This window comes from Streptococcus sobrinus DSM 20742 = ATCC 33478 (genome assembly GCF_000686605.1).
Classification (GTDB): Bacteria; Bacillota; Bacilli; order Lactobacillales; family Streptococcaceae; genus Streptococcus; species Streptococcus sobrinus.
Map to the genome: position 1 here is coordinate 70,864 of NZ_JMLC01000003.1, position 20,976 is coordinate 91,839.

19 protein-coding genes and 1 tRNA gene are annotated in these 20,976 nt (G+C 44.6%); 19 read left to right on the forward strand and 1 reads right to left on the reverse strand.

Annotation, left to right across the window (positions count from 1 at the left end):
* The first annotated feature begins 106 nt into the window (after nt 1-106).
* The 7 genes from add to rplS all read left to right on the forward strand — a co-directional run bounded on the left by add (nt 107) and on the right by rplS (nt 6,683).
* Nucleotides 107-1,114, forward strand: coding sequence for an adenosine deaminase (gene add, locus BS63_RS0102255; RefSeq protein WP_002962799.1), 1,008 nt, complete (start codon nt 107-109; stop codon nt 1,112-1,114).
* A gap of 65 nt (nt 1,115-1,179) precedes the next feature.
* A complete protein-coding gene (locus tag BS63_RS0102260) occupies nt 1,180-1,623 on the forward strand; it encodes a flavodoxin (protein ID WP_002962798.1) in 444 nt (147 codons plus the stop codon).
* A 308-nt stretch (nt 1,624-1,931) separates the two neighbouring features.
* Nucleotides 1,932-3,317, forward strand: a complete 1,386-nt coding sequence (sufB, locus tag BS63_RS0102265) for a Fe-S cluster assembly protein SufB (protein WP_028798413.1) — start codon at nt 1,932-1,934, stop codon at nt 3,315-3,317.
* Nucleotides 3,318-3,902: 585 nt separating this feature from the next.
* Nucleotides 3,903-4,637 (forward strand): VTT domain-containing protein, encoded by a 735-nt coding sequence (locus tag BS63_RS0102275; protein WP_002962074.1) that lies wholly within the window; start codon nt 3,903-3,905, stop codon nt 4,635-4,637.
* A gap of 66 nt (nt 4,638-4,703) precedes the next feature.
* The gene (locus BS63_RS0102280) at nt 4,704-4,970 is read left to right on the forward strand and encodes a chorismate mutase (RefSeq protein ID WP_002962073.1); all 267 of its coding nucleotides are present in this window, start codon (nt 4,704-4,706) and stop codon (nt 4,968-4,970) included.
* Nucleotides 4,971-5,049: 79 nt separating this feature from the next.
* Nucleotides 5,050-6,237, forward strand: a complete 1,188-nt coding sequence (locus BS63_RS0102285) for a chloride channel protein (protein WP_002962072.1) — start codon at nt 5,050-5,052, stop codon at nt 6,235-6,237.
* Nucleotides 6,238-6,335: 98 nt separating this feature from the next.
* Nucleotides 6,336-6,683 carry a 50S ribosomal protein L19 gene (gene rplS / locus BS63_RS0102290; RefSeq protein WP_002962071.1) on the forward strand — a complete coding sequence of 116 codons (348 nt, stop codon included), beginning with the start codon at nt 6,336-6,338 and terminating at the stop codon, nt 6,681-6,683.
* Nucleotides 6,684-6,735: 52 nt separating this feature from the next.
* On the opposite strand, the gene BS63_RS0102295 is transcribed toward rplS, so the two are convergent.
* Complete coding sequence (locus tag BS63_RS0102295; protein ID WP_002962070.1) at nt 6,736-7,071, reverse strand: MerR family transcriptional regulator; 336 nt, start codon at nt 7,069-7,071, stop codon at nt 6,736-6,738.
* Between the two features lie 294 nt (nt 7,072-7,365).
* Between BS63_RS0102295 and BS63_RS0102300 the strand changes: the two genes are divergently transcribed.
* From BS63_RS0102300 to BS63_RS0102355, 12 genes are all read left to right on the forward strand, one after another.
* Nucleotides 7,366-8,025 (forward strand): NAD(P)-dependent oxidoreductase, encoded by a 660-nt coding sequence (locus BS63_RS0102300; RefSeq protein ID WP_002962069.1) that lies wholly within the window; start codon nt 7,366-7,368, stop codon nt 8,023-8,025.
* 94 nt (nt 8,026-8,119) lie between these two features.
* Nucleotides 8,120-8,191, forward strand: a tRNA-Arg gene (locus BS63_RS0102305).
* A 135-nt stretch (nt 8,192-8,326) separates the two neighbouring features.
* Nucleotides 8,327-8,782, forward strand: a complete 456-nt coding sequence (gene nrdI, locus BS63_RS0102310; protein WP_002962068.1) for a class Ib ribonucleoside-diphosphate reductase assembly flavoprotein NrdI — start codon at nt 8,327-8,329, stop codon at nt 8,780-8,782.
* A 209-nt stretch (nt 8,783-8,991) separates the two neighbouring features.
* Nucleotides 8,992-9,333, forward strand: a complete 342-nt coding sequence (locus BS63_RS0102315; protein ID WP_002962067.1) for a metal-sulfur cluster assembly factor — start codon at nt 8,992-8,994, stop codon at nt 9,331-9,333.
* An 84-nt stretch (nt 9,334-9,417) separates the two neighbouring features.
* Nucleotides 9,418-11,115, forward strand: coding sequence for a dihydroxy-acid dehydratase (ilvD, locus tag BS63_RS0102320; protein ID WP_019775853.1), 1,698 nt, complete (start codon nt 9,418-9,420; stop codon nt 11,113-11,115).
* A gap of 479 nt (nt 11,116-11,594) precedes the next feature.
* Nucleotides 11,595-12,581, forward strand: coding sequence for a YeiH family protein (locus tag BS63_RS0102325; RefSeq protein ID WP_002962064.1), 987 nt, complete (start codon nt 11,595-11,597; stop codon nt 12,579-12,581).
* 62 nt (nt 12,582-12,643) lie between these two features.
* Complete coding sequence (locus tag BS63_RS0102330; protein ID WP_002962061.1) at nt 12,644-13,876, forward strand: FtsW/RodA/SpoVE family cell cycle protein; 1,233 nt, start codon at nt 12,644-12,646, stop codon at nt 13,874-13,876.
* Between the two features lie 143 nt (nt 13,877-14,019).
* Entirely contained in the window at nt 14,020-14,580 is a 561-nt protein-coding gene (locus BS63_RS0102335; RefSeq protein WP_002962060.1) for an HAD-IA family hydrolase, read from the forward strand.
* Between the two features lies 1 nt (nt 14,581).
* The gene (gene gyrB, locus BS63_RS0102340) at nt 14,582-16,534 is read left to right on the forward strand and encodes a DNA topoisomerase (ATP-hydrolyzing) subunit B (RefSeq protein WP_019770481.1); all 1,953 of its coding nucleotides are present in this window, start codon (nt 14,582-14,584) and stop codon (nt 16,532-16,534) included.
* Nucleotides 16,535-16,899: 365 nt separating this feature from the next.
* Nucleotides 16,900-18,624 carry a septation ring formation regulator EzrA gene (ezrA, locus tag BS63_RS0102345; protein WP_002963018.1) on the forward strand — a complete coding sequence of 575 codons (1,725 nt, stop codon included), beginning with the start codon at nt 16,900-16,902 and terminating at the stop codon, nt 18,622-18,624.
* Nucleotides 18,625-19,090: 466 nt separating this feature from the next.
* The gene (gene hflX / locus BS63_RS0102350) at nt 19,091-20,329 is read left to right on the forward strand and encodes a GTPase HflX (RefSeq protein WP_028798414.1); all 1,239 of its coding nucleotides are present in this window, start codon (nt 19,091-19,093) and stop codon (nt 20,327-20,329) included.
* Complete coding sequence (locus BS63_RS0102355; RefSeq protein ID WP_002962359.1) at nt 20,322-20,975, forward strand: hypothetical protein; 654 nt, start codon at nt 20,322-20,324, stop codon at nt 20,973-20,975. Before hflX ends, BS63_RS0102355 begins: the two co-directional genes overlap by 8 nt.
* Nucleotide 20,976 lies beyond the last annotated feature (1 nt).

Below are 20,976 nucleotides of genomic sequence, written 5' to 3' on the forward strand. Positions count from 1 at the left end.
CAGCAATCTGCTCTAGACTAGACCTAGGCTTGCCTAGGTCTAGTCATTTGAATTTCTCCTTATTTATGTTAAGATAGGAAAAATTATTTGCTTAAAGGAAGTCGTCATGTATCAAAGTCTTGCAAAAACAGAACTTCATTGTCATCTTGATGGGTCGCTCTCCCTGTCAGCCATTCGGCAACTGGCTCAAATGGCCCATATTGCCATTCCGGCAACGGACCAAGAGCTAAGAAGTCTAGTGATGGCACCTGAGCATTGTCAAAATCTTATGGATTATCTCAGGACCTTCGATTTTGTCCGCCCCCTCTTACAGACCCAAGAAGCTCTGGAGTTGGCGGCCTATGATGTCGCCCGCCAGCAGGCCCAGGAGAATGTCATCTATAGTGAAATTCGTTTTGCACCTGAATTATCCATGGACCAGGGTTTGAGTGCCAGCCAGACCGTCAAGGCTGTTCTAGCAGGTCTAAATCGAGCTCAGCAAGATTTTGGAATTGTCAGCAAGGCCCTAGTCTGTGGCATGCGGCAATCAAATCTTGACCTCACTTGGGATATTCTGTCAGAAATTGCTAACTTGGCTCCTCGGGGTCTGGCCGGTTTTGATTTTGCTGGAGACGAGCATACCTTTCCCCCTGCCAAGATTGAAGGTCTGATTAAGAAGGTGCAGGGTCTGGGTTATCCTCTGACCCTCCATGCTGGTGAATGTGGCTGTCCCCAACATATTGTCCAAACCTTAGAGTTAGGAATCAAACGGATGGGACATGTCGCAGCCCTTACCCACCATCCAGAAATTATTACCGAATTTGTTAGAGAAGGAGCGGTAGCTGAGCTCTGTCTGACCAGCAATCTGCAAACCAAGGCAGCTTCAAGCTTGGCCGATTATCCTTATCAGGAACTCCTGAAAGCAGGGGCTAAGATTACCATCAATACGGATAATCGGACGGTTTCGGATACTAATTTGACCAAGGAGTACCGGCTCTTCAACCGACATTTCGCTACCAGCCCTGCTGAATTTCTGACCTTTAATCAGAATGCCATCTCGGCTGCCTTTGCCAGTCAAGTGGAGAAGGACCATTTGTCGCAAAAGCTGAAGGCGGCCTATCAGCCCTATTTGTAGAGAGTTCTCTATAAAATTTTCAACGATTGTGATATAATCAAGGCACCGATTATTTGGAGGGAACTATGGCTTTAGCTAAGATTGTTTATGCGAGTATGACGGGCAATACTGAGGAAATTGCCGATATTGTGGCTGAGAAATTGGAAGACTTGGGTCACACCGTGGATGTGGACGAGTGCACAACGGTTGATGCTGCTGACTTTGAAGATGCGGATATGGCGATTGTTGCCACCTATACTTATGGTGATGGGGATTTGCCTGATGAAATTGTGGATTTCTACGAAGATTTGGCAGATGTCGATCTGTCTGGTAAGATTTACGGTGTGGTTGGCTCTGGGGATACCTTCTACGATTACTTCTGTAAATCGGTTGATGAATTTGAGGACCAATTTGCTCTGACAGGTGCGACCAAGGGAGCCAATTCGGTCAAGGTTGACCTGGCAGCAGAAGACGAGGATATTGAAAATCTGGAAGCCTTCGCCCAAACAATGTCTGATAAATTAGCCTAAATAAGATTGAGAAGAAATCGGCAGAATTGTCGGTTTCTTTTTCGTGAAAATTCCCCCCAAAGAGGTTATAATGAGAGTTGGCTAGTTTTAGCTTAAAGATGAAAAGTGGACTAGAAATTGTTGGAGCAATGCTAGCAATTTTCTAGACCACCCCGCAGGCTTGATTGTTTTTTCAATGGTCTCCCAGACTGTTGGCCTTGTCCCCTGTGACAGAGGCATTCAATCAACCCCTGCGTCAATTGTTTACGGTTGAAAAGTAAGGAGGCTTGGACCATTTGTTCCAGCCTTCTCAGATAGATGGAGGAAATATGGCTAAGAATAGAGATTACGCTTTTGGTTTCCACGATGATGTCAGCGCCCTGGTTTCGACTGGTAAGGGCCTGACCGAAGAAGTTGTACGAGAAATTTCTCGGGTTAAAAACGAACCCCAATGGATGCTGGATTACCGGCTCAAGTCCCTGGAGCTCTTTCACAAGCTTCCCATGCCCAAGTGGGGGCCTGACCTGTCAGGTATCAATTTTGATGACATTATTTACTACCAAAAGTTGTCCAAGGATCGTTCCCGTTCCTGGGAAGAAGTGCCTGATAAGATTAAGGAAACCTTTGACCGCTTAGGGATCCCTGAGGCAGAAAAGCAGTACCTGTCTGGAGCTGCCGCCCAGTATGAGTCTGAAGTGGTCTACCACAATATGAAGGATGAATTTGAAAAGCTGGGTATCGTCTTTACCGATACCGACACAGCTCTGCAACAGTATCCTGAGCTTTTTAAGGAATATTTCGGTACGGTGATTTCCAATGCTGAGCATAAGTTTGCCGCCCTCAACGGGGCAGTTTGGTCCGGTGGTACCTTTATCTACGTTCCAAAGGGTGTGCAATGTCCCATGCCGGTGCAAACCTATTTCCGAATTAACAGCGAAAATGCCGGCCAATTTGAACGCTCGCTCATGATTGTCGACGAAGGAGCTTCCATCCAGTATATCGAAGGCTGTACTGCGCCATCTTATACGACCAACAGCCTCCATGCTGCCAGCGTAGAGATTGTCGTTAAGCGAGATGCTTCCTTCCGTTACACTACTATGCAGAACTGGTCGGATAATGTTTATAATCTGGTAACCGAGCGGGGGACAGTCGAAGAAAACGGAACCCTAGAATGGATTGATGGTAATCTAGGCAGTAAGGTCAATATGAAGTACCCTTGCTCCCTGCTCAACGGCCCTCACGCCCGTTGTTCCGTCCTGTCTATGGCCTTTGCCAACTACGGTCAACATTTGGATGCCGGCTGTAAGGTCTACCACAATGCTCCCAACACCTCCAGCACCCTGATTTCTAAATCTGTTGCCAAGGATGGTGGTCGGACCGACTATCGGGGAACCGTTCGCTTCGCTTCCAATAGTAAGGGTTCCAAGTCTCACATCGAGTGCGATACCATTCTTATGGATGAGGAATCTAGCTCAGATACCATTCCTTTCAATGAAATCCATAATTCAGATGTTGCTCTGGAACACGAAGCTAAGGTTTCCAAGGTTTCCGAAGAACAGCTCTACTACCTGATGAGCCGGGGTGTCAGCGAAGAAGATGCCACTGCCATGATTATCAATGGTTTCATGGACCCTATCACCAAGGAACTGCCAATGGAATACGCCGTCGAGCTCAACACCCTCATCAACATGAGCATGGAAGGATCGGTGGGGTAACACTGAAAGATTGACTAAGTGCTCGGCACTTGTCAATCTACGGTAGTCTCTATGGCCGACTACCTATCAGTCTTACTAACTCCAAAAAGGAAGCATTATCGGCTTCCTTTTTTCCGTGTCGTAACTCACGGAAATCTAGCTAAGACTTAAAAGCCTTGCTAGATTACGGCAAGTGCTATGGCACTTTGCCTACCTCCCTTACTAACTTCGATAAAGCAGTAATATCGACTGCTTTATCTCCCTGTCGTAACACTATCAAGAGTGACTAAGTGCTCGGCACTTGTCAATCTACGGTAGTCTCTATGGCGACTACCTATCAGTCTTACTAACTCCAAAAAGGAAAGCAACATCGGCTTTCCTTTTTTCGTGTCAGCACAGGTAAGGTCACTTTATTTTTCTTTTAAAGTGTCTATGGAAACTACTAGGCTAGTTTCCTATACCCCTGACTAACTATGATAAAGAAGTGGATAATTGACTGCTTTATCTCCGTGTCGTCACCAACAAAGTTACTTTTTCTCTCTTTTTTAGTGACTAGGGGAATTGCTTTGGTGATCATTTTAGCTAATCCTAATAGAAAGGGATAGATTGGCTTTCTCCCTTGAATTTCTCCTGCCATTCCCCTATAATAAGCCTATGCCTTTCAAGAAAATCAATTTAAACAGTCGGAGCCTGCGACACCTACTTGCCTCCTTGGGCTTGCTGATTGGCCTCATTTATTTGGGCTTTTTCGCCTATCGCTACTGGGATGCTCTGAGCAATTTCTTCAATGTTGAAAAGCAGGTCGTCTCCTTCGGTCGCCAGTTTTCGACTGCCAACATCTTTAATTTCTGCGTTCTGATTCTACTGACGGCTCTGGGTTCGGCTGTTCCCTTCCTGTCAAATGCAGTCCTAGCCGTTTTTAATGGTGTAGTCTTCGGCCCTTGGCTGGGCCTGGTCATGAATCTGCTGGCCAATTCTCTGGGGAATTTTCTCTCCCTCAAAATTTTATCAAAGATTAACATTACCGACCGGGAAAAATCTTTCTCTGATAAATTAGAAGTCCTGCAAAAGATTGATAATCCCTATCTGGCCATAAGTTTGGGCTATATGGTTCCCATCTTTCCAACCCTGCTGGTCAATTATTTGGTCACAGAATCGAAGCTACCGCTCAAGAAATGGTTACCCTGTGTGCTAGTTGGTGTCTTTCCAACCTCCTGCCTCTACGCCTTTGGCGGGGACGCTATTCTCAAGGGAAATATTAAGAGAATCCTAGTTCTCCTAGTTCTGGGACTACTGGTTTATGGACTGGTCAAGTGGATGCTCAATCGCAAGAAAGCCTAGTTTTGCTGGGCTCTTTTTGATATAATGAGGTGTTTTGAAAATCATAAAATGCTGGGAGGAAATCCTATGGACTTAGAGGAAATTCGACAAAATATAGACAAGATTGATAGGGACTTGGTGGCCTTGATTGAAAAGCGGATAACTTTAGTCAGCCAAGTCGCCGCCTATAAGAAGGAAACGGGCAAGCCCATCTACGACCAAGCTCGTGAAGAAGCAGTCTTGGACAAGGTGTCTAGTCTAGTTCAAAACCAAAGTTTTGAGTCCTTTATTCGGGCCACCTTTGCGGACATTATGAAGGAGTCTCGGGCCTATCAGGCCCAAGAATTGGACTAGGTGAGACATTTGGCTGGCTTTCTCAACCAGAAGCAAAGATTTGAGAAAAGGTCCTAGTTCTCAGTCATGGAGGAAATTTGTGCTTACATCAATAAAAAATAATTCGCTACTCATTGTCGCAGCTGTCATCGTCGGTCTGGTCATCGGAGCTATTGATACAGTCTTCGGGCGTGTTCTGCTCTTTGTCAGCGATTTTCGTGACAGTCACCTAGCTTGGACCCTGCCCTTTCTCGCTCTGGCTGGATTAGTCAGCGTCTGGCTCTACCAACGCTTCGGCGGTGAGGCTGGTAAGGGCATGGGTCTGGTCTTTGAAGTCGGCCACGAGAAAAGAGACGACATCCCCAAAGTCTTAATCCCCTTGATTATGGTAGCAACCTGGCTGACCCATCTTTTCGGAGGAAGTGCCGGCCGAGAAGGAGTAGCTGTACAGATTGGAGCAACGGTTTCCCATTGGTTGGGCAAACTGATTCCCCTACAGAATAGCTCTCGTATCTTTTTGGTGACAGGGATGGCAGCTGGTTTTGCGGGCCTCTTTCAAATTCCTCTAGCAGCTACCTTCTTTGCGATTGAAGTTCTGGTGGTAGGTGAATTAGCCTTCTCAGCCCTCTTGCCAGCCCTGATTGCCTCTCTGGTTGCCAGTCAGACCTCGCACGCTTTGGGTCTAGAAAAATTTGCCGTACCCGTCTCTGTTCATTTGGACTTGGAACCTCTAGTGGTAGTCAAATTACTGGTCTTGGGGCTTTGCTTTGGTCTTGTTGGCAGTCTCTTTGCGGCCAGTCTAGCCTGGGCTAAGAAACAAGCCTCGACCTATTTCACCAATCCCTATTGGCGGATTGCCCTTATCAGTCTCTGCTTGACTGTTCTCTTTTTCTTGCTTTGGCAAGGACGTTACACGGGTCTGGGAACCAATTTGATTTCAGCTAGTTTTTCAGGCGGTAAGATTTATGCCTGGGACTGGGCTTTGAAATTGGTGCTGACGGTTATTACGCTAGCAGCTGGTTTCCAAGGGGGAGAAGTAACACCGCTCTTTGCTATCGGGGCCAGCCTCGGGGTCGTTCTTGCCGGTTTCTTCGGCCTTCCAGTCGCCTTGGTCGCAGGCCTGGGCTATGTCAGCGTCTTTGGTTCAGCTACCAATACCCTCCTAGCCCCAATTCTCTTGGGCGGTGAGGTCTTTGGCTTTGCCAATACCCCCTACTTTGCTATCGTGGCGGTCGCTGCCTTTCTCTTTAGCCATAAACATACGATTTATGCCTTGCAAAAACGCTAATCATAGTGTAAAATATTTCTATGTGTGTAATGGACACACGAAAATACGGCTAATCCGCTGGGACAAGCACCTAAGATTAGTAAGATAGGAGAAAATAAATGAATCCATTAATCCAAAGTTTGACTGAAAGTCAACTTCGTACTGACATCCCTGACTTCCGCCCTGGTGATACCGTTCGTGTTCACGCTAAGGTTGTCGAAGGTAACCGTGAACGTGTTCAGATCTTTGAAGGCGTTGTTATCTCTCGTAAGGGTCAAGGCATTTCAGAAATGTACACTGTCCGCAAGATTTCAAGCGGTATCGGTGTCGAACGTACTTTCCCAGTTCACACACCACGTGTTGAAAAGATTGAAGTAACTCGTCATGGTAAAGTCCGTCGTGCTAAATTGTACTACTTGCGTGCCCTTCAGGGTAAAGCTGCACGTATTCAAGAAGTCCGTCGTTAAGACTAATAAAAAAGGTTCCAATCGGAACTTTTTTTATTAGTCTCAACCTCAATTACTTGTCAATATCTTTCAGCTCTTCTACCAAATTTTTAAACATAGCATTTAATGCAGCTAATCGCTTTTCAACCTTTTTAGCGGCAAAATCCAAGGTGAAACCTTCCTCAAGCATTTCCTGAATCAAAAGCATTTTTTTGATATTTATATAATCAAATCTTCTGGTACTGCCCTCTTTACTATCTTGAGAGTTAATGATACCTTTTTCTTCCCAATAACGAATTTTTCTAACTGGGATGCCTGTTATTTTAGAAACTTCCCCAATGCCAACGACTAACTTTTTTATCAAGTTAACATCAAGAAGAGCAGAATAATCATCAAAATCCTTTTTCATGCCATTTCAATCCTTTTCGCTGTAAATTTAGTTACTGTGTTATTCTATAACAATTGAGAAAAATCTACAATTTTTTCTTGACTATCGAAATAATTTTAGGTATATTATTTGTAGATTATCTACAATTAAAATAGATTATTTACAAGAAACGTAAAAATATAGGCTAACGATTATGAAAATTGTGGTGACCAGTTTGGTTCCCTATGCAATCAATTATTGTTGTTGACATTTAAACGCTTCTTATTTTGTAATTAATGTCTACCTATGGTTAGTTTGGAGATTCAGGAGGATCAGATGATAAATGTTTTAGTTCTAGGGGCAACAGGCAGAACTGGCCGCTTAATCATAGACGAACTGATCAAACAAGACTCTGTCCAGATTTTAGCAGGACTAAGAAAAGAATCAGACAAGGCCAGATTGGCTCCCTTAAGAAAAGCAGTGAGAAGCACTGTTATTGATATAGAAGATGAAGGAAAATTGCAAAGAGTACTACATGATCATGATATTGATATTGTCGTTCAGGCTATTCGTTTAAGAGAAGATATACCAGATGACGCTTTAGTTCAATTAGAGCAGCGCCTTCGTCGAGCCTTCACTTTTTCAAAAGAATTCCGTATAGTAACCGTAGGGGGAGCAGGAGCATTAAGGCTTGAGAATGGACAGCGCTTCTGGGAGACTGATTGTTTCCCTGCAATGACTTTGCCACGTGGAGCTGCACATGCTAAGTTGAGGGATTACTTAGAAGAATCATCTCTTAAAGATTCTTGGACTTATCTTATACCGCCCCCTGTTTATCGTCCAGATGGAAATAGGACGGGGAGCTATCAGAGACACTCCCCAACAATGGCAGAAGATTTTTTTCTTAAGAAAGAAATCTCCTATGCTGATTTTGCCCTTGCGGTAGCGGACGCTGTCGTAAAAGAATGGCGGGGGACCTACCTCATTTCGATTTAGGAACTATGAATGATTTAAATTTGGCATAGGACTTTTTTAAAGTTGCATTCATCTGTAGTCTAGGGTACAATATAAGGGGTTGGTACGTTAATGTGTCTCCTTAGTTAAATGGATATAACAACTCCCTCCTAAGGAGTAGTTGCTGGTTCGATTCCGGCAGGGGATATGATTTCAATGCTTCGCTCAGCCGAGGCTTTTCTTTTTTCTCCAAATAACTTGACCCCACCTTTGCCTAGTGCTACAATATCTTGTAGATTAAATCTAGGAATACCACAATATCTAGTGGTTGAAGGAGCAAACTGTGAAATTTGTCTATATTTCTTTGAGTGGGAACACCAAGGCCTTTGTCCAAAAGATGGTTGATTATTTTGCTTTCAACCACGCCGAGATTCCGGTTGAGACCTTGGATGTTAAGGAGCTGGTCAAGGAGGGGCAGGCCTATCCTGACCTCGACCAGCCCTATGTGGCTTTTCTGCCAACTTATTTGGAAGGTGGTAATGGTGTCGATAATGGCGACCAGGAGATCCTGACCACCGATTTACGCAAGCTAATTGCTAAGGGCAATAATGCTAGAAATTGTCTGGGGATTGTCGGAAGTGGCAATCGCAACTTTAACAACCAATTTTGTCTGACGGCCTACCAATACTCCGAACAATTCGGTTTTCCAGTCCTCGATACTTACGAAATGCGGGGCTTGACAGCTGATGTCGAAAGGATTGCTGAGAAAATAGTGACTGTCTACGGTTCTGAAAAATAAAGAAGGCTTACTTCAAAAGCAGCAGCGATTTAAATCGAGGGCAAACTAGAGAGACCTCTGGTTTGTCTTTTTCTTTTATCTTGAGTTGGCTTCAAGCCCATCTTATCAGACTTTTCTGACCTTCCTCAATCCTTATTTATAATGATTTTCATCTAGACAAATTGTCTGAATTGTGCTACAATTATGAGTTATAGAAGGGAGAATTCTTAATGAGGGATGACATCAAGTTAAATGACCGTGCCAAGGCTCTCAGCCAAGACTTGGTTGAAAAGTTAGAGACCGTCTATGACCCGGAAATCGAGTTGGATATTTATAATCTGGGCTTGATTTATGAAATCTCAATTGATGAGAAGGGCCATTGTCAGGTTGTTATGACTTTCACTGATGTAGCCTGTGGCTGTGCCGATACCCTGCCCCTTGATTTGGCTGAGGTTCTTAAGACCATTGATGGAATAGAGTCAGCCAGTGTTAAGGTGGTCTGGAAGCCTGTTTGGAAATTGACACGCATCAGTCGCTTGGGTCGGATTGCCTTAGGAATCAGTCCCCGATAAAATTTTGTTTATATTTCTAACTGATGAGGAGACCCTCCTGACGTCGGTTAGATTACTATATTTTTCTAGAGAGAAGGAAGTCTTATGACAGATGATATGAAGAAACTTCGTCATCGTTCAGCTGTTTATGATAGTATGGTCAAGTCGCCTAACCGTGCCATGTTGCGGGCAACAGGGATGACGGACAAGGATTTTGATAGGCCAATCGTTGGCGTCATCTCAACTTGGGCTGAAAATACCCCTTGTAACATGCACTTGCATGATTTTGGTAAATTGACCAAGAAGGGTGTCAAGGATGCGGGAGCTTGGCCTGTCCAATTCGGTACCATTACGGTTGCGGATGGGATTGCCATGGGAACCCAAGGGATGCGGTTTTCTCTGACCTCTCGGGATATTATCGCTGACTCTATTGAAGCAGCTATGGGTGGTCACAATGCTGATGCCTTTGTCGCTATTGGTGGCTGTGATAAAAATATGCCTGGTTCCATGATTGCCATTGCCAATATGGATATTCCTGCTATCTTTGCCTATGGTGGTACTATTGCCCCAGGTAACTTAGATGGTAAGGATATTGACCTGGTGTCTGTCTTTGAAGGGGTCGGTCACTGGAACCACGGTGATATGACTGAAGAAGAAGTGCGGCAGATTGAATGTAATGCCTGCCCTGGCCCTGGTGGTTGTGGTGGTATGTACACGGCTAACACCATGGCGACAGCTATCGAAGTTTTGGGAATGAGCCTGCCAGGTTCCTCTTCTCACCCAGCAGAATCCGCTGAAAAGAAGGCAGATATTGAAGAAGCCGGTCGAGCAGTTGTCAATATGCTGAAATTGGGTCTCAAGCCATCTGACATTCTGACTCGCGAAGCCTTTGAAGATGCCATTACGGTAACCATGGCTCTTGGTGGTTCAACTAATGCGACCCTGCACCTTTTGGCTATCGCCCATGCCGCCAATGTTGATTTGAGCTTGGAAGACTTCAATACCTTCCAAGAAAAGGTGCCACACTTGGCTGACCTCAAGCCATCCGGTCAATACGTTTTCCAAGACCTCTATGATGTCGGTGGTGTGCCAGCAGTTATGAAATACCTCTTGGCTAATGGCTTCTTGCATGGTGATCGGATTACCTGTACGGGTAAGACCGTCGCTGAAAACTTGGCTGACTTTGATGATTTGACCCCTGGTCAAAAGGTTATTATGCCTTTGGAACATCCTAAACGTGCTGATGGTCCTCTGATTATCCTCAAGGGTAACTTGGCTCCAGATGGTGCCGTTGCTAAGGTTTCTGGGGTTAAGGTTCGTCGTCATGAAGGACCTGCCAAGGTCTTTGACTCTGAAGAAGATGCTATCGAAGCAGTTCTGGCTGATGATATCGTTGATGGCGATGTTGTCGTTGTCCGCTATGTGGGTCCTAAGGGTGGTCCTGGTATGCCGGAAATGCTCTCCCTATCATCTATGCTGGTAGGTAAGGGACAAGGCGATAAGGTTGCCCTCATTACCGATGGTCGTTTCTCTGGTGGGACCTATGGTCTGGTTGTTGGTCACGTGGCCCCAGAAGCCCAAGACGGAGGTCCAATCGCTTATCTGAGAACCGGCGATACCGTGGTTGTTGACCAAGATACCAAGGAAATTACCATGAGAGTTTCTGAAGAAGAATTGGAACGTCGGAAGGCGGAAACAACCATTCCACCACTTTATTCACGTGGTGTCCTCGGTAAATATGCCCATATCGTTTCCTCCGCATCTAAGGGTGCTGTGACTGACTTCTGGAACAAGGGTGAATAAGAACTCGAAACCTAAAGCTCTTGGTTCTTGATTCATGACCTGGATAGATTTAACATGTAATAGCTCAGTTTTGACTGGGCTATTTTTCTGTCTGAATTTTTTAGAGCCTTTTATGAATGAAGTCAATGAAGGCTGGAATCTTTGGTCTGATTACTTTAGGCATTAGGGTACTTTATCTCCTTCAAAGTGGCCTTGCCATATGATTTGGAAGGGGTGGGTCTGAAAAATTAGTGGCCTGAAATAGGAGTGGCGATTTCTTGGTGCCTAGAAAAAAGTAGAAGAAGTCAAGAAGGTGCTCTAGTGGGCTGACGGAGGTTAGACTGTAAAGTTGGTCTATCTTATTCTCTTTTTTGATGATTTTTCCTGAGCTTGGTCACTTGACGGATATAGCTACTAGTGGAATACTTTACCTCTTTTTGGGCTTGATTGCTCTCCTAAAAGTGGTAACATAGTAGCGATAATATTTTTTGGAGGTCATTATGAAAAAATGGCAAACCTACTTGCCTGGTTTTGCATTGACAGCAATTTTAGCCATCTTTGCTATGATTTTGGGGAATTTCTTTCCCCTGATTGGTTCTAGCGTTTTTGCTATTGTTTTGGGAATTCTCGTGAACAATATCTGGGGGGTGAGTGAAAGCTTTCAACCCGGTGTTGCCTACAGCGGTAAGAAAATTCTCCAGTATTCCATCATCGTCTTGGGCTTTACCATGTCCATTCAACAGGTCTCTAAAACTGGCCTATCTTCCTTAAAAATTTCGATTACAACAATTTTAATCTCTTTCCTGGTCTCCTACCTAGTTGGTCATTGGCTAAAAATGTCCAAGAATTTGGAAACTTTGATTGGCTTTGGGACGGCCATTTGTGGAGGGTCTGCCATTGCAGCTGCTTCGCCGATTTTGAAAGCAGAAGATGATGAGATTGCCCTCTCCATGTCAACCATCTTTCTCTTTAATATTATTGCAGTCTTCCTCTTTCCGGCCCTTGGTCACCTGATGCAGATGTCTGATTATAATTTTGGCCTCTGGGCAGGAACAGCAGTTAATGACACCTCGTCAGTAGTGGCAGCAGGTTACAGTTACAGCCAAAAGGCAGGAGATTTTGCGACCATTGTCAAATTAGCTCGTGCCCTGATGATTGTGCCAGCCTGCTTGATCTTGGCTGGAATTAAATTTTACCAATCCAGGAAGAGCCAGCAGAATTTTTCTTTTGTCAAGATTTTTCCTTGGTTTATTCTCTGGTTTGTCGTGACCTCCATCCTTTCCACCTTAGGTATTTTTCCTAAGGTGGCTATCCCCTATGCTAAGTCCATCTCACAATTTTTAATGGCTATGGCCTTAGCAGGAATTGGCTGCAAGGTTTCCTTCCAGCAGTTTAAGACAGCTGGTCACAAGCCTCTGGTTACAGGTCTAATCACCTGGGCAGCAGTAGCCGGTTCCAGTCTAATCTTGCAATATTTTGTCTTTTAGGGTCATGAGTTTATCATGAATTCATGCTATAATAGGTTCTAGTTATTTTAAGGAGTGTGGCAATGCCAAGAAAAAGAAAACGTCCCTTAGACAGTCGGATTGATTACACAGTGATTCTTCCTGTCTTTCTCTTAATCTTAATCGGAATCGTCGCCATCTATACAGCGACCAGCCATGATAATTCCAGCTCAATTGTATCAGTTATCATCCAACAAGTTGTTGGAATCGTGGTCGGCTGTGCAATCGCCTTTATTGTCATGTTTTTCGATGTTGAACGCTTGTGGAAATTGACTCCCTATCTTTATGGCTCTGGGCTGGTATTGATGGTTCTGCCGCTCTTTATCTATAGTCCGGCCTTGGTGGCTTCGACTGGGGCAAAAAACTGGGTCAGTATTGGCTCGGTCAGTCTCTTTCAACCTTCTGAATTTATGAAAATAGCCTACATCCTGATGTTGGCCCGTATGGGGGTCTGGTTCAAGGATGAGTACAAGGAGGAGGAGCCCTCACTCAAGAAGGATGGCCGCCTGATTCTTATCTATCTGGCTGTGACAGCACCAGTTCTTTTGCTTCTGGTTCTGCAAAAGGATATGGGGACTGCCATGGTCTTTATGGCTATTCTAGCTGGTCTGATTGTTCTATCAGGTGTTTCCTGGCGGATTATTCTATCAGCCCTTTTGGTGGCAGGCCTGGGATTTGGTCTTTTTCTCTTGATTTTCACTAGTGACTGGGGTAAGGAATGGCTCTACCACATGGGGATGGAAACCTACAAGATTAACCGGGTGGCCGCCTGGTTGGATCCCTTTGCCTATGAGTCGGGCATCGCCTATCAACAGGTGCAGGGCCTGATTTCCATCGGTAGTGGTGGCCTGTTGGGCAAAGGTTTTAATGTTGCCGAGCTTTCAATTCCGGTTCGGGAATCGGATATGATTTTCACCGTTATTGCTGAGGATTATGGCTTTATCGGCTCAATTGTTGTCATTCTCCTCTATCTCATTCTGATTTTCCGGATGATTCGGATTACCATTGAATCCAACAATGTCTTTAATACCTACATTGCGACAGGCTTCATCATGATGATTCTCTTCCATGTCTTTGAAAATATTGGTGCAGCAATTGGTGTCCTCCCTCTAACAGGGATTCCCCTGCCCTTTATTTCTAAAGGGGGGTCCTCCCTTATGTCGAATTTGATTGGTGTTGGTCTAGTCCTATCCATGTCCTACCAAAATTCCTTGGCCAAGGAAAGGCGGATTGATAAGGACTTGAGCCGCAGTAGTTGGAATAAATATTGGATTTGAAATCGGTCTTGGAAACTTGTTTTCCAAGACTTTTTTGGGCTGAAAAAACGATGGGAAAAGCATGGCAAAATGGCATGAAATAGGGAAAGGTAAAAGGGTTAAGCTACGTGCAAAAAGCATCAAAATATGCTATAATCATACCTATGAAATTTCACGATTATATCTGGGATTTAGGCGGTACTCTGCTCGATAATTATGAGACCTCAACTCGGGCCTTTTGCCAGACTTTAAGAGAATTCAGCTTGGAGGCTGACCACGACCAGGTCTACGCTCAGTTGAAGATTTCGACGGATGCGGCCATTGCCCATTTTGTCCCAAATCAGCCAGCCTTTCGGGCTCAGTATAAGACCCGTGAGGCCCAAGCTTTGGCGGAGCCAAGGCTCTTTGCAGGTGCTAAAGAGCTGCTGGCTAAGATTGTTGCTCAGGGCGGCCGAAACTTTATGATTTCCCACCGCAACCATCTGGTCTTGGATATTCTTAAAAAGGCAGGGATTGACCAGTATTTTACAGAAGTAGTGACAAGCGAATCGGGCTTTGCTCGAAAGCCTGATCCCGAGTCCATGCTATATCTAAAAAACAAATATGCCATGACCAGTGCTTTAGCCATTGGTGATCGAGACATTGATCTGCAAGCAGCCCGAGCAGCAGGTATTGAAGCCCTGCTCTTCGATGGTAAAAAATCATTATTAGAAACGGTAGTGTAAGATGACAGAAGAAAATAAAAATCGTCAGGAATTGGCCCAAGAATATGATGCCAGTCAAATTCAGGTCTTAGAAGGTTTGGAAGCCGTTCGGATGCGGCCTGGTATGTATATCGGTTCAACCTCTAAAGAAGGTCTCCACCATCTGGTTTGGGAAATCGTTGATAACTCCATTGACGAGGCTCTAGCTGGTTTTGCTAGTCATATTGAGGTCTTTATTGAACCTGATGATTCCATTACTGTTGTTGATGATGGTCGGGGTATTCCAGTAGATATTCAGGAGAAAACCGGTCGACCTGCTGTTGAAACGGTTTTCACGGTCCTTCATGCTGGTGGTAAATTTGGCGGTGGCGGCTACAAGGTTTCTGGAGGTCTTCACGGGGTTGGTTCTTCCGTTGTTAATGCCCTTTCTACCTCCTTGGAAGTTAAGGTTCACAAGAATGGGAAAATTCATTTCCAAGAATATAAGCGAGGCATGGTCGCTGCTGATCTCAAGGTTATTGGAGATACGGATAAGACAGGAACCAGTGTTCACTTTACGCCAGACCCAGAAATTTTTACCGAAACCACCGAATTTGATTTTGATAAACTGGCTAAACGGATTCAAGAGTTGGCCTTTCTCAACAAGGGCTTGAAGATTTCCATTACCGACAAGCGAGAAGGTAAGGAGCAAAATCAGGTCTACCACTACGAAGGTGGGATTGTCAGCTATGTTGACTACCTCAATGAAAACAAGGAAGTCCTTTTTGAAAGGCCCATCTACACCGATGGCGAAATGGATGGTATCTCGGTTGAAGTGGCCATGCAATACACGGGGACCTATCATGAAAATGTTCTCAGTTTTGCCAATAATATCCATACCCACGAGGGGGGGACCCACGAGCAAGGTTTTCGGACCGCTCTGACTCGGGTTATCAATGACTACGCCCGGCAAAACAAGTTGCTCAAAGAAAAAGACGACAATCTTTCCGGCGAAGATGTTCGTGAAGGCTTGACCGCCATTATCTCAGTTAAGCACCCTAATCCTCAGTTTGAAGGACAAACCAAGACAAAACTGGGGAACTCGGAAGTGGTTAAGATCACCAACCGTCTCTTTAGCGAAGCCTTCTTTCGTTTCCTCTTGGAAAATCCTCAAATTGCCAAGAAGATTGTTGAGAAGGGAATTCTGGCTTCCAAGGCTCGGATTGCCGCTAAGCGGGCCCGTGAGGTTACTCGGAAAAAATCAGGCTTAGAAATTTCCAACCTGCCTGGTAAATTGGCCGACTGTTCATCCAATGATGCCAGCCAAAATGAACTCTTCATCGTCGAAGGGGACTCAGCTGGTGGTTCGGCCAAGTCCGGCCGTAACCGTGAATTCCAGGCTATTTTGCCTATTCGTGGTAAGATTCTCAATGTGGAAAAGGCCAGCATGGACAAGATTCTGGCCAACGATGAAATCCGCAGCCTCTTTACCGCTATGGGAACAGGCTTTGGAGCTGAATTTGATGTCAGCAAGGCTCGCTACCAAAAATTGGTCATCATGACCGATGCCGATGTTGATGGGGCCCACATCAGGACCCTGCTCCTTACCCTTTTCTATCGCTACATGCGACCTGTTGTTGAGGCTGGCTATGTCTACATTGCTCAGCCACCGATTTATGGGGTCAAGGTTGGTAGCGAGGTTAAGGAGTATATCCAACCAGGTGCTGACCAAGAAACCAAACTGCAGGAAGCCTTAGACCGCTATACCCAAGGTCGCTCGAAACCAAGTGTCCAACGTTACAAGGGACTTGGAGAAATGGATGACCATCAACTTTGGGAAACAACCATGGATCCTGACCACCGTCTGATGGCTAGGGTTTCAGTTGATGACGCAGCCGAAGCTGATAAGATTTTTGATATGCTCATGGGTGACCAGGTTGGTCCTCGCCGTGAATTTATCGAAGAAAATGCAGTTTATTCTACTCTAGATATTTAGTTGGCACGACACGAAAACGACGAAGTCGATAATACTTCTTCGTTGGAGTTAGTCAGGGACAAAGAAATTTGCCCTAGCAAATTTTGTAGTCGCCCTAAAGAGCCAAAGGTAGAGCGACCATGTCTGTGGAACTTTTTTTGATAAGTCCCTAGAACTATGATATAATGGGGCGTATTATGTGAAAGAAAAGAGGAAAGAGATTTGATTTTCAATGATTGAAAATTGACTCTTTTGCTCTAGCAAGCCCGATAAACCCTGCAGTCTAGACCTGACAGTAGGCAATGGATTTTGTGTTAAGGTATCAAAATGATAAAAAGTGAGATAGCACGTAAAGTTGGCTAATCTCATAGCTTAAAGGAGAGAACATGTCGAGCGGAATTATAGTGCTGATTGTAGCCTTTGTCCTAGTGGTCATCGTCGGTTACCTCATCGGTGTTATTCTTAGAAAACGAAACGATTTGCGTTTGGCGCAATTGGAAGAGCGCAAGCAAAAGCTTTTTGACCAGCCAGTCGCTAAAGAACTGGAATCTATTAAAAAGCTGAATCTGATTGGACAAAGTCAAACCACCTTCCGTGAATGGAATCAAAAGTGGACTGACCTTTCAACCAATACGGTTAAGGATATTGAGGCCAATCTGGTTGAAGCTGAAAATCAAAATGATTCTTTCCGCTTCCTCAAGGTTAGAAATTCTCTTGGCACCATTGAGAGTCAATTGGATTTGGCAGAAGAAGATATCACCTCGGTTCGTGAAGCTCTTGACATCCTCAAGGATCAAGAAGATAAGAATAGCGCTCGTGTTAAACACGCTCTGGATCTTTACGAAGATTTGAAGACAAGTATAGAAGATAATTCTGATAACTTTGGTGCCACCAAGGCTGAGATTGAGAAACAGCTCAAAAATATTGAAGCGGAATTCTCTCAATTTGTTACCCTCAATTCAACAGGGGACCCAGTTGAAGCGGCGGAAATTTTGGATAAGGCTGAGGAGCACACCATCGCTCTTGGTCAAATCTCTGAAAAGATTCCTGCCATTGTGGCTAAATTGGAAGATGATTTCCCAGATCAATTGGATGATTTGGAATCGGGATATGGCAAACTTTTGGATGCCCATTATCACTTCCCAGAACGTAATATCGAACGTCGTTTCCAAGATATTCGTGAGTCTATCTCCAGTAATGCTGATGGCTTGGCAACCCTGGACTTGGATCGTGCCATCGAAGAAAACGAAGAAATTCAAGAGAAAATTGATGGTCTCTATGCTATCTTTGAGCGGGAAATTGATGCTAATAAGCAAGTCATGAAGGATTCTAAGATTCTTCCTAAGTACTTAGAGCATGCTAAGCATAATAACCAGGCTCTTGAAAAAGAAATGGCCCATCTCAACAGCCTCTATATCATCGAAGATAATGAAACCCTTAGCGTCAGCAAGTTCGCTAAGGAACTGGATAAAATCGAAGAAGATACGATTCCGGCTATCAAGAATTTTGATACGCAAGTGAAGCCATTCTCTGAGCTCAAGGGAATCTTCGATGATGCCCTCAAGACCTTGTCAAATGTTGAGGATGGTCAGATTGAACTCAGCGGTGAGCTCAAGGGTATCGAGCGTATTGAAAATGAATCACGGATTAAGGCTGATGATTATGTCAATCAGCTGCATGTTATCAAGCGTTTTATGGAAAAACGCAATTTGCCGGGTATCCCACAAGACTTCCTCAGTATCTTCTTCACGACCAGTGAACATTTGGAAACCCTGCTGGATGAATTGAGCAAAGGCCGCATTAATATCAACTTGGTGGCTCGTTTGACAGAATCAGCTGGGTCTTCTATGGACCTTCTGATTGAAACTACCTATCGAGTGGTTCAAAACGCAACCTTAACCGAACAGCTCTTGCAATACTCAAATCGCTATCGTAGCTTTGAACCTGCTGTTCAAGAAAGTTTTGAAATTGCCCTCAAACTCTTTGAAAAAGAGTACGATTATAAATCTTCCTTTGAAGAAATTTCTTATGCTTTAGAGGTTGTTGAACCTGGTGTCACCGACCGTTTCGTTTCCTCTTACGAAAGAACCCGCGAAATTATTCGCTTCTAAAAATAGAATTCATGGGCTTAGATAAGCCATTAAGATGACTGGGATTTCCGGTCATTTTTTAATGGAAAAATTTAGTCTTGTGTCCATAAAATTCACCCTCATTTGTGATATAATGAAAGTCCCAATAAATGGAGAAAAGTGGTCTTGAAATAGACTGTTTGACTCCGACTTAATGAAAACCAGGCTCAGTCTTGGTTTGATTTGTCAGAAGCCTGGCTTAGTAAGAAGTTTAGGCAATCCACCCTAGTGGTTGCCGTAGGAAATGATAGTGGGACAAAAGTCCTCACCTCCTTACTTTTTCAATATCAAACAGTTAGACGCAGTGGTTGATTGGAAGTACTTGTCCCCTTCGGGACAGCGTCCTTCCTAATCAACTGTGCGGGGGTGAGACGACAAAATCGATTTCGAAGAAATCACGATTTTTGTCTCACTCCCATTTTCTTAACTTATTGAAAGGAGATAGCTCATGTTTGAGACAGCTGAGAGCACTGAACGGGTGATTCTGCTGGGTGTTGAATTGCCTAGTAGCCAGAATTTTGACATGTCCATGCTGGAACTGGCTAGTCTAGCCCAGACAGCTGGTGCTGAGGTTGTCAGGAGCTATCGCCAGAAGCGCGATAAATACGATAGCAAATCCTTTGTTGGCTCGGGAAAGTTGCAAGAAATTGCTGCCATGATTGAGGCGGATCAGATTGATATGGTTATTGTTAATAATCGTCTGACTCCAAGGCAGAATTCCAATTTGGAGCAGGCTTTCGGGGTCAAGGTTATTGACCGGATGCAGCTGATTTTGGATATTTTTGCTATGCGGGCCCGCAGTCATGAGGGCAAGCTTCAGGTTCATCTGGCCCAACTCAAATATATGTTACCCCGGCTTGCAGGCCAAGGGGTTATGCTCAGTCGTCAAGCTGGTGGGATTGGCAGCCGGGGGCCTGGTGAAAGTCAGCTGGAGCTCAATCGTCGTTCTATTCGCCATCAGATTAGTGATATTGAACGCCAGCTCAAGATCGTTGAAAAGACCCGTTCAACCATTCGGGACAAGCGATTGGAATCGACGGTTTTTAAAATCGGCCTCATTGGTTATACCAATGCTGGGAAATCAACCCTGATGAATCGCTTGACGGATAATGGCCAGTATGAAGCCGATGAACTCTTTGCGACCCTGAATGCGACGACCAAGCAAATTTATCTCAAGGATCAATTTCAGGCTACACTGACGGATACGGTTGGATTTATTCAGGATCTGCCGACTGAATTGGTGGCAGCCTTCAAGTCAACCTTGGAAGAGAGCCGCCATGTGGATTTGCTCCTCCATGTTATTGATGCCAGTGATTCCAATCATGCCGAACAGGAGCAGGTGGTTCTGGATATTTTGCAGGATTTGGATATGCTCCAGATTCCTCGTCTGGCTATCTACAATAAGATGGATCAGACAGATAATTTGTTGGCTACTGTCTTTCCCAATATCAGGATTTCCTTAAAAAATCCAGACAGTCGACAAAGCCTTAGGCGACAGATTTTGGATGAAATCGAGCAGATTTTTCTCCCCTTTTCAATTAAGGTCGGTCCAGATAAGCTTTATAAGCTCCATGACTTAAGTAAGTTTGCCCTGCTGGATCCCTACGACTATAATCAAGCTAGCCCAGAAGTTTCTGGCTTTATTGCTGAGAAAAACAAATGGAGATTGGAAGAATTTTATGACTGATGTGATGAACTTGGCCCTCAAATACGGTGGCTTCACCAGCTTAGATAAGGCTTACTTGAAAAATAGTTTAGCTGGGCTGAGTAGAGAAGAGGCCCTGATTTTGGTTAGTCCGCCCCCCAGTGTGGTTAATGCCTACTTTGCTGAGCTCTATCAGAAAGAGAGCCCTCAGGCTGCAACGGCCTATTATTTGGAGCTTTCCCAGGCCTTTGGTTGGTTCAAGACAGAGCCCTCTTTTGCCCAAGAAAGCCAGCCCTTTGTTAGGCTCAATTTGTCGGGTAGGTCCTACGGTTTTGTCTATGAATCTGATCAGGAAATTGCCCAAGTATTTTCAGAAAAAGACCAAGCGGTAACGGCTCAAGTCTTGATGGAAATAGCTCAGATTTTCCCCCACTACAAGGTTTATCAAGAGGCTGGCAAAATCAAGATGGGCCCCTTGGAATTTGCTGAGGATGAGCAGGAAGTTGTTGAGCTCGACCAGAATGCCCTCTTAACAGATGCTGTCCGTTTGCAGGGAGACATCCTCAAACTGTCTGGCTACAATGCCCAAGAGGTCCTAAATCTAGCAGAACAACTGAAAAAAGAGGCTCAGAGCCCAATCTACTATGGCTTTAGCCAAAGACAATTTAGCATTTATATAAAAGAATAGA

Coding starts and splice junctions, on each gene's coding strand:
- add (WP_002962799.1), top strand. CDS start 107: ATGTATCAAAGTCTTGCAAAAACAGAACTTCATTGTCATCTTGATGGG.
- BS63_RS0102260 (WP_002962798.1), top strand. CDS start 1,180: ATGGCTTTAGCTAAGATTGTTTATGCGAGTATGACGGGCAATACTGAG.
- sufB (WP_028798413.1), top strand. CDS start 1,932: ATGGCTAAGAATAGAGATTACGCTTTTGGTTTCCACGATGATGTCAGC.
- BS63_RS0102280 (WP_002962073.1), top strand. CDS start 4,704: ATGGACTTAGAGGAAATTCGACAAAATATAGACAAGATTGATAGGGAC.
- rplS (WP_002962071.1), top strand. CDS start 6,336: ATGAATCCATTAATCCAAAGTTTGACTGAAAGTCAACTTCGTACTGAC.
- BS63_RS0102295 (WP_002962070.1), bottom strand. CDS start 7,071: ATGAAAAAGGATTTTGATGATTATTCTGCTCTTCTTGATGTTAACTTG.
- BS63_RS0102300 (WP_002962069.1), top strand. CDS start 7,366: ATGATAAATGTTTTAGTTCTAGGGGCAACAGGCAGAACTGGCCGCTTA.
- BS63_RS0102315 (WP_002962067.1), top strand. CDS start 8,992: ATGAGGGATGACATCAAGTTAAATGACCGTGCCAAGGCTCTCAGCCAA.
- ilvD (WP_019775853.1), top strand. CDS start 9,418: ATGACAGATGATATGAAGAAACTTCGTCATCGTTCAGCTGTTTATGAT.
- BS63_RS0102325 (WP_002962064.1), top strand. CDS start 11,595: ATGAAAAAATGGCAAACCTACTTGCCTGGTTTTGCATTGACAGCAATT.
- BS63_RS0102330 (WP_002962061.1), top strand. CDS start 12,644: ATGCCAAGAAAAAGAAAACGTCCCTTAGACAGTCGGATTGATTACACA.
- BS63_RS0102335 (WP_002962060.1), top strand. CDS start 14,020: ATGAAATTTCACGATTATATCTGGGATTTAGGCGGTACTCTGCTCGAT.
- gyrB (WP_019770481.1), top strand. CDS start 14,582: ATGACAGAAGAAAATAAAAATCGTCAGGAATTGGCCCAAGAATATGAT.
- ezrA (WP_002963018.1), top strand. CDS start 16,900: ATGTCGAGCGGAATTATAGTGCTGATTGTAGCCTTTGTCCTAGTGGTC.
- hflX (WP_028798414.1), top strand. CDS start 19,091: ATGTTTGAGACAGCTGAGAGCACTGAACGGGTGATTCTGCTGGGTGTT.
- BS63_RS0102355 (WP_002962359.1), top strand. CDS start 20,322: ATGACTGATGTGATGAACTTGGCCCTCAAATACGGTGGCTTCACCAGC.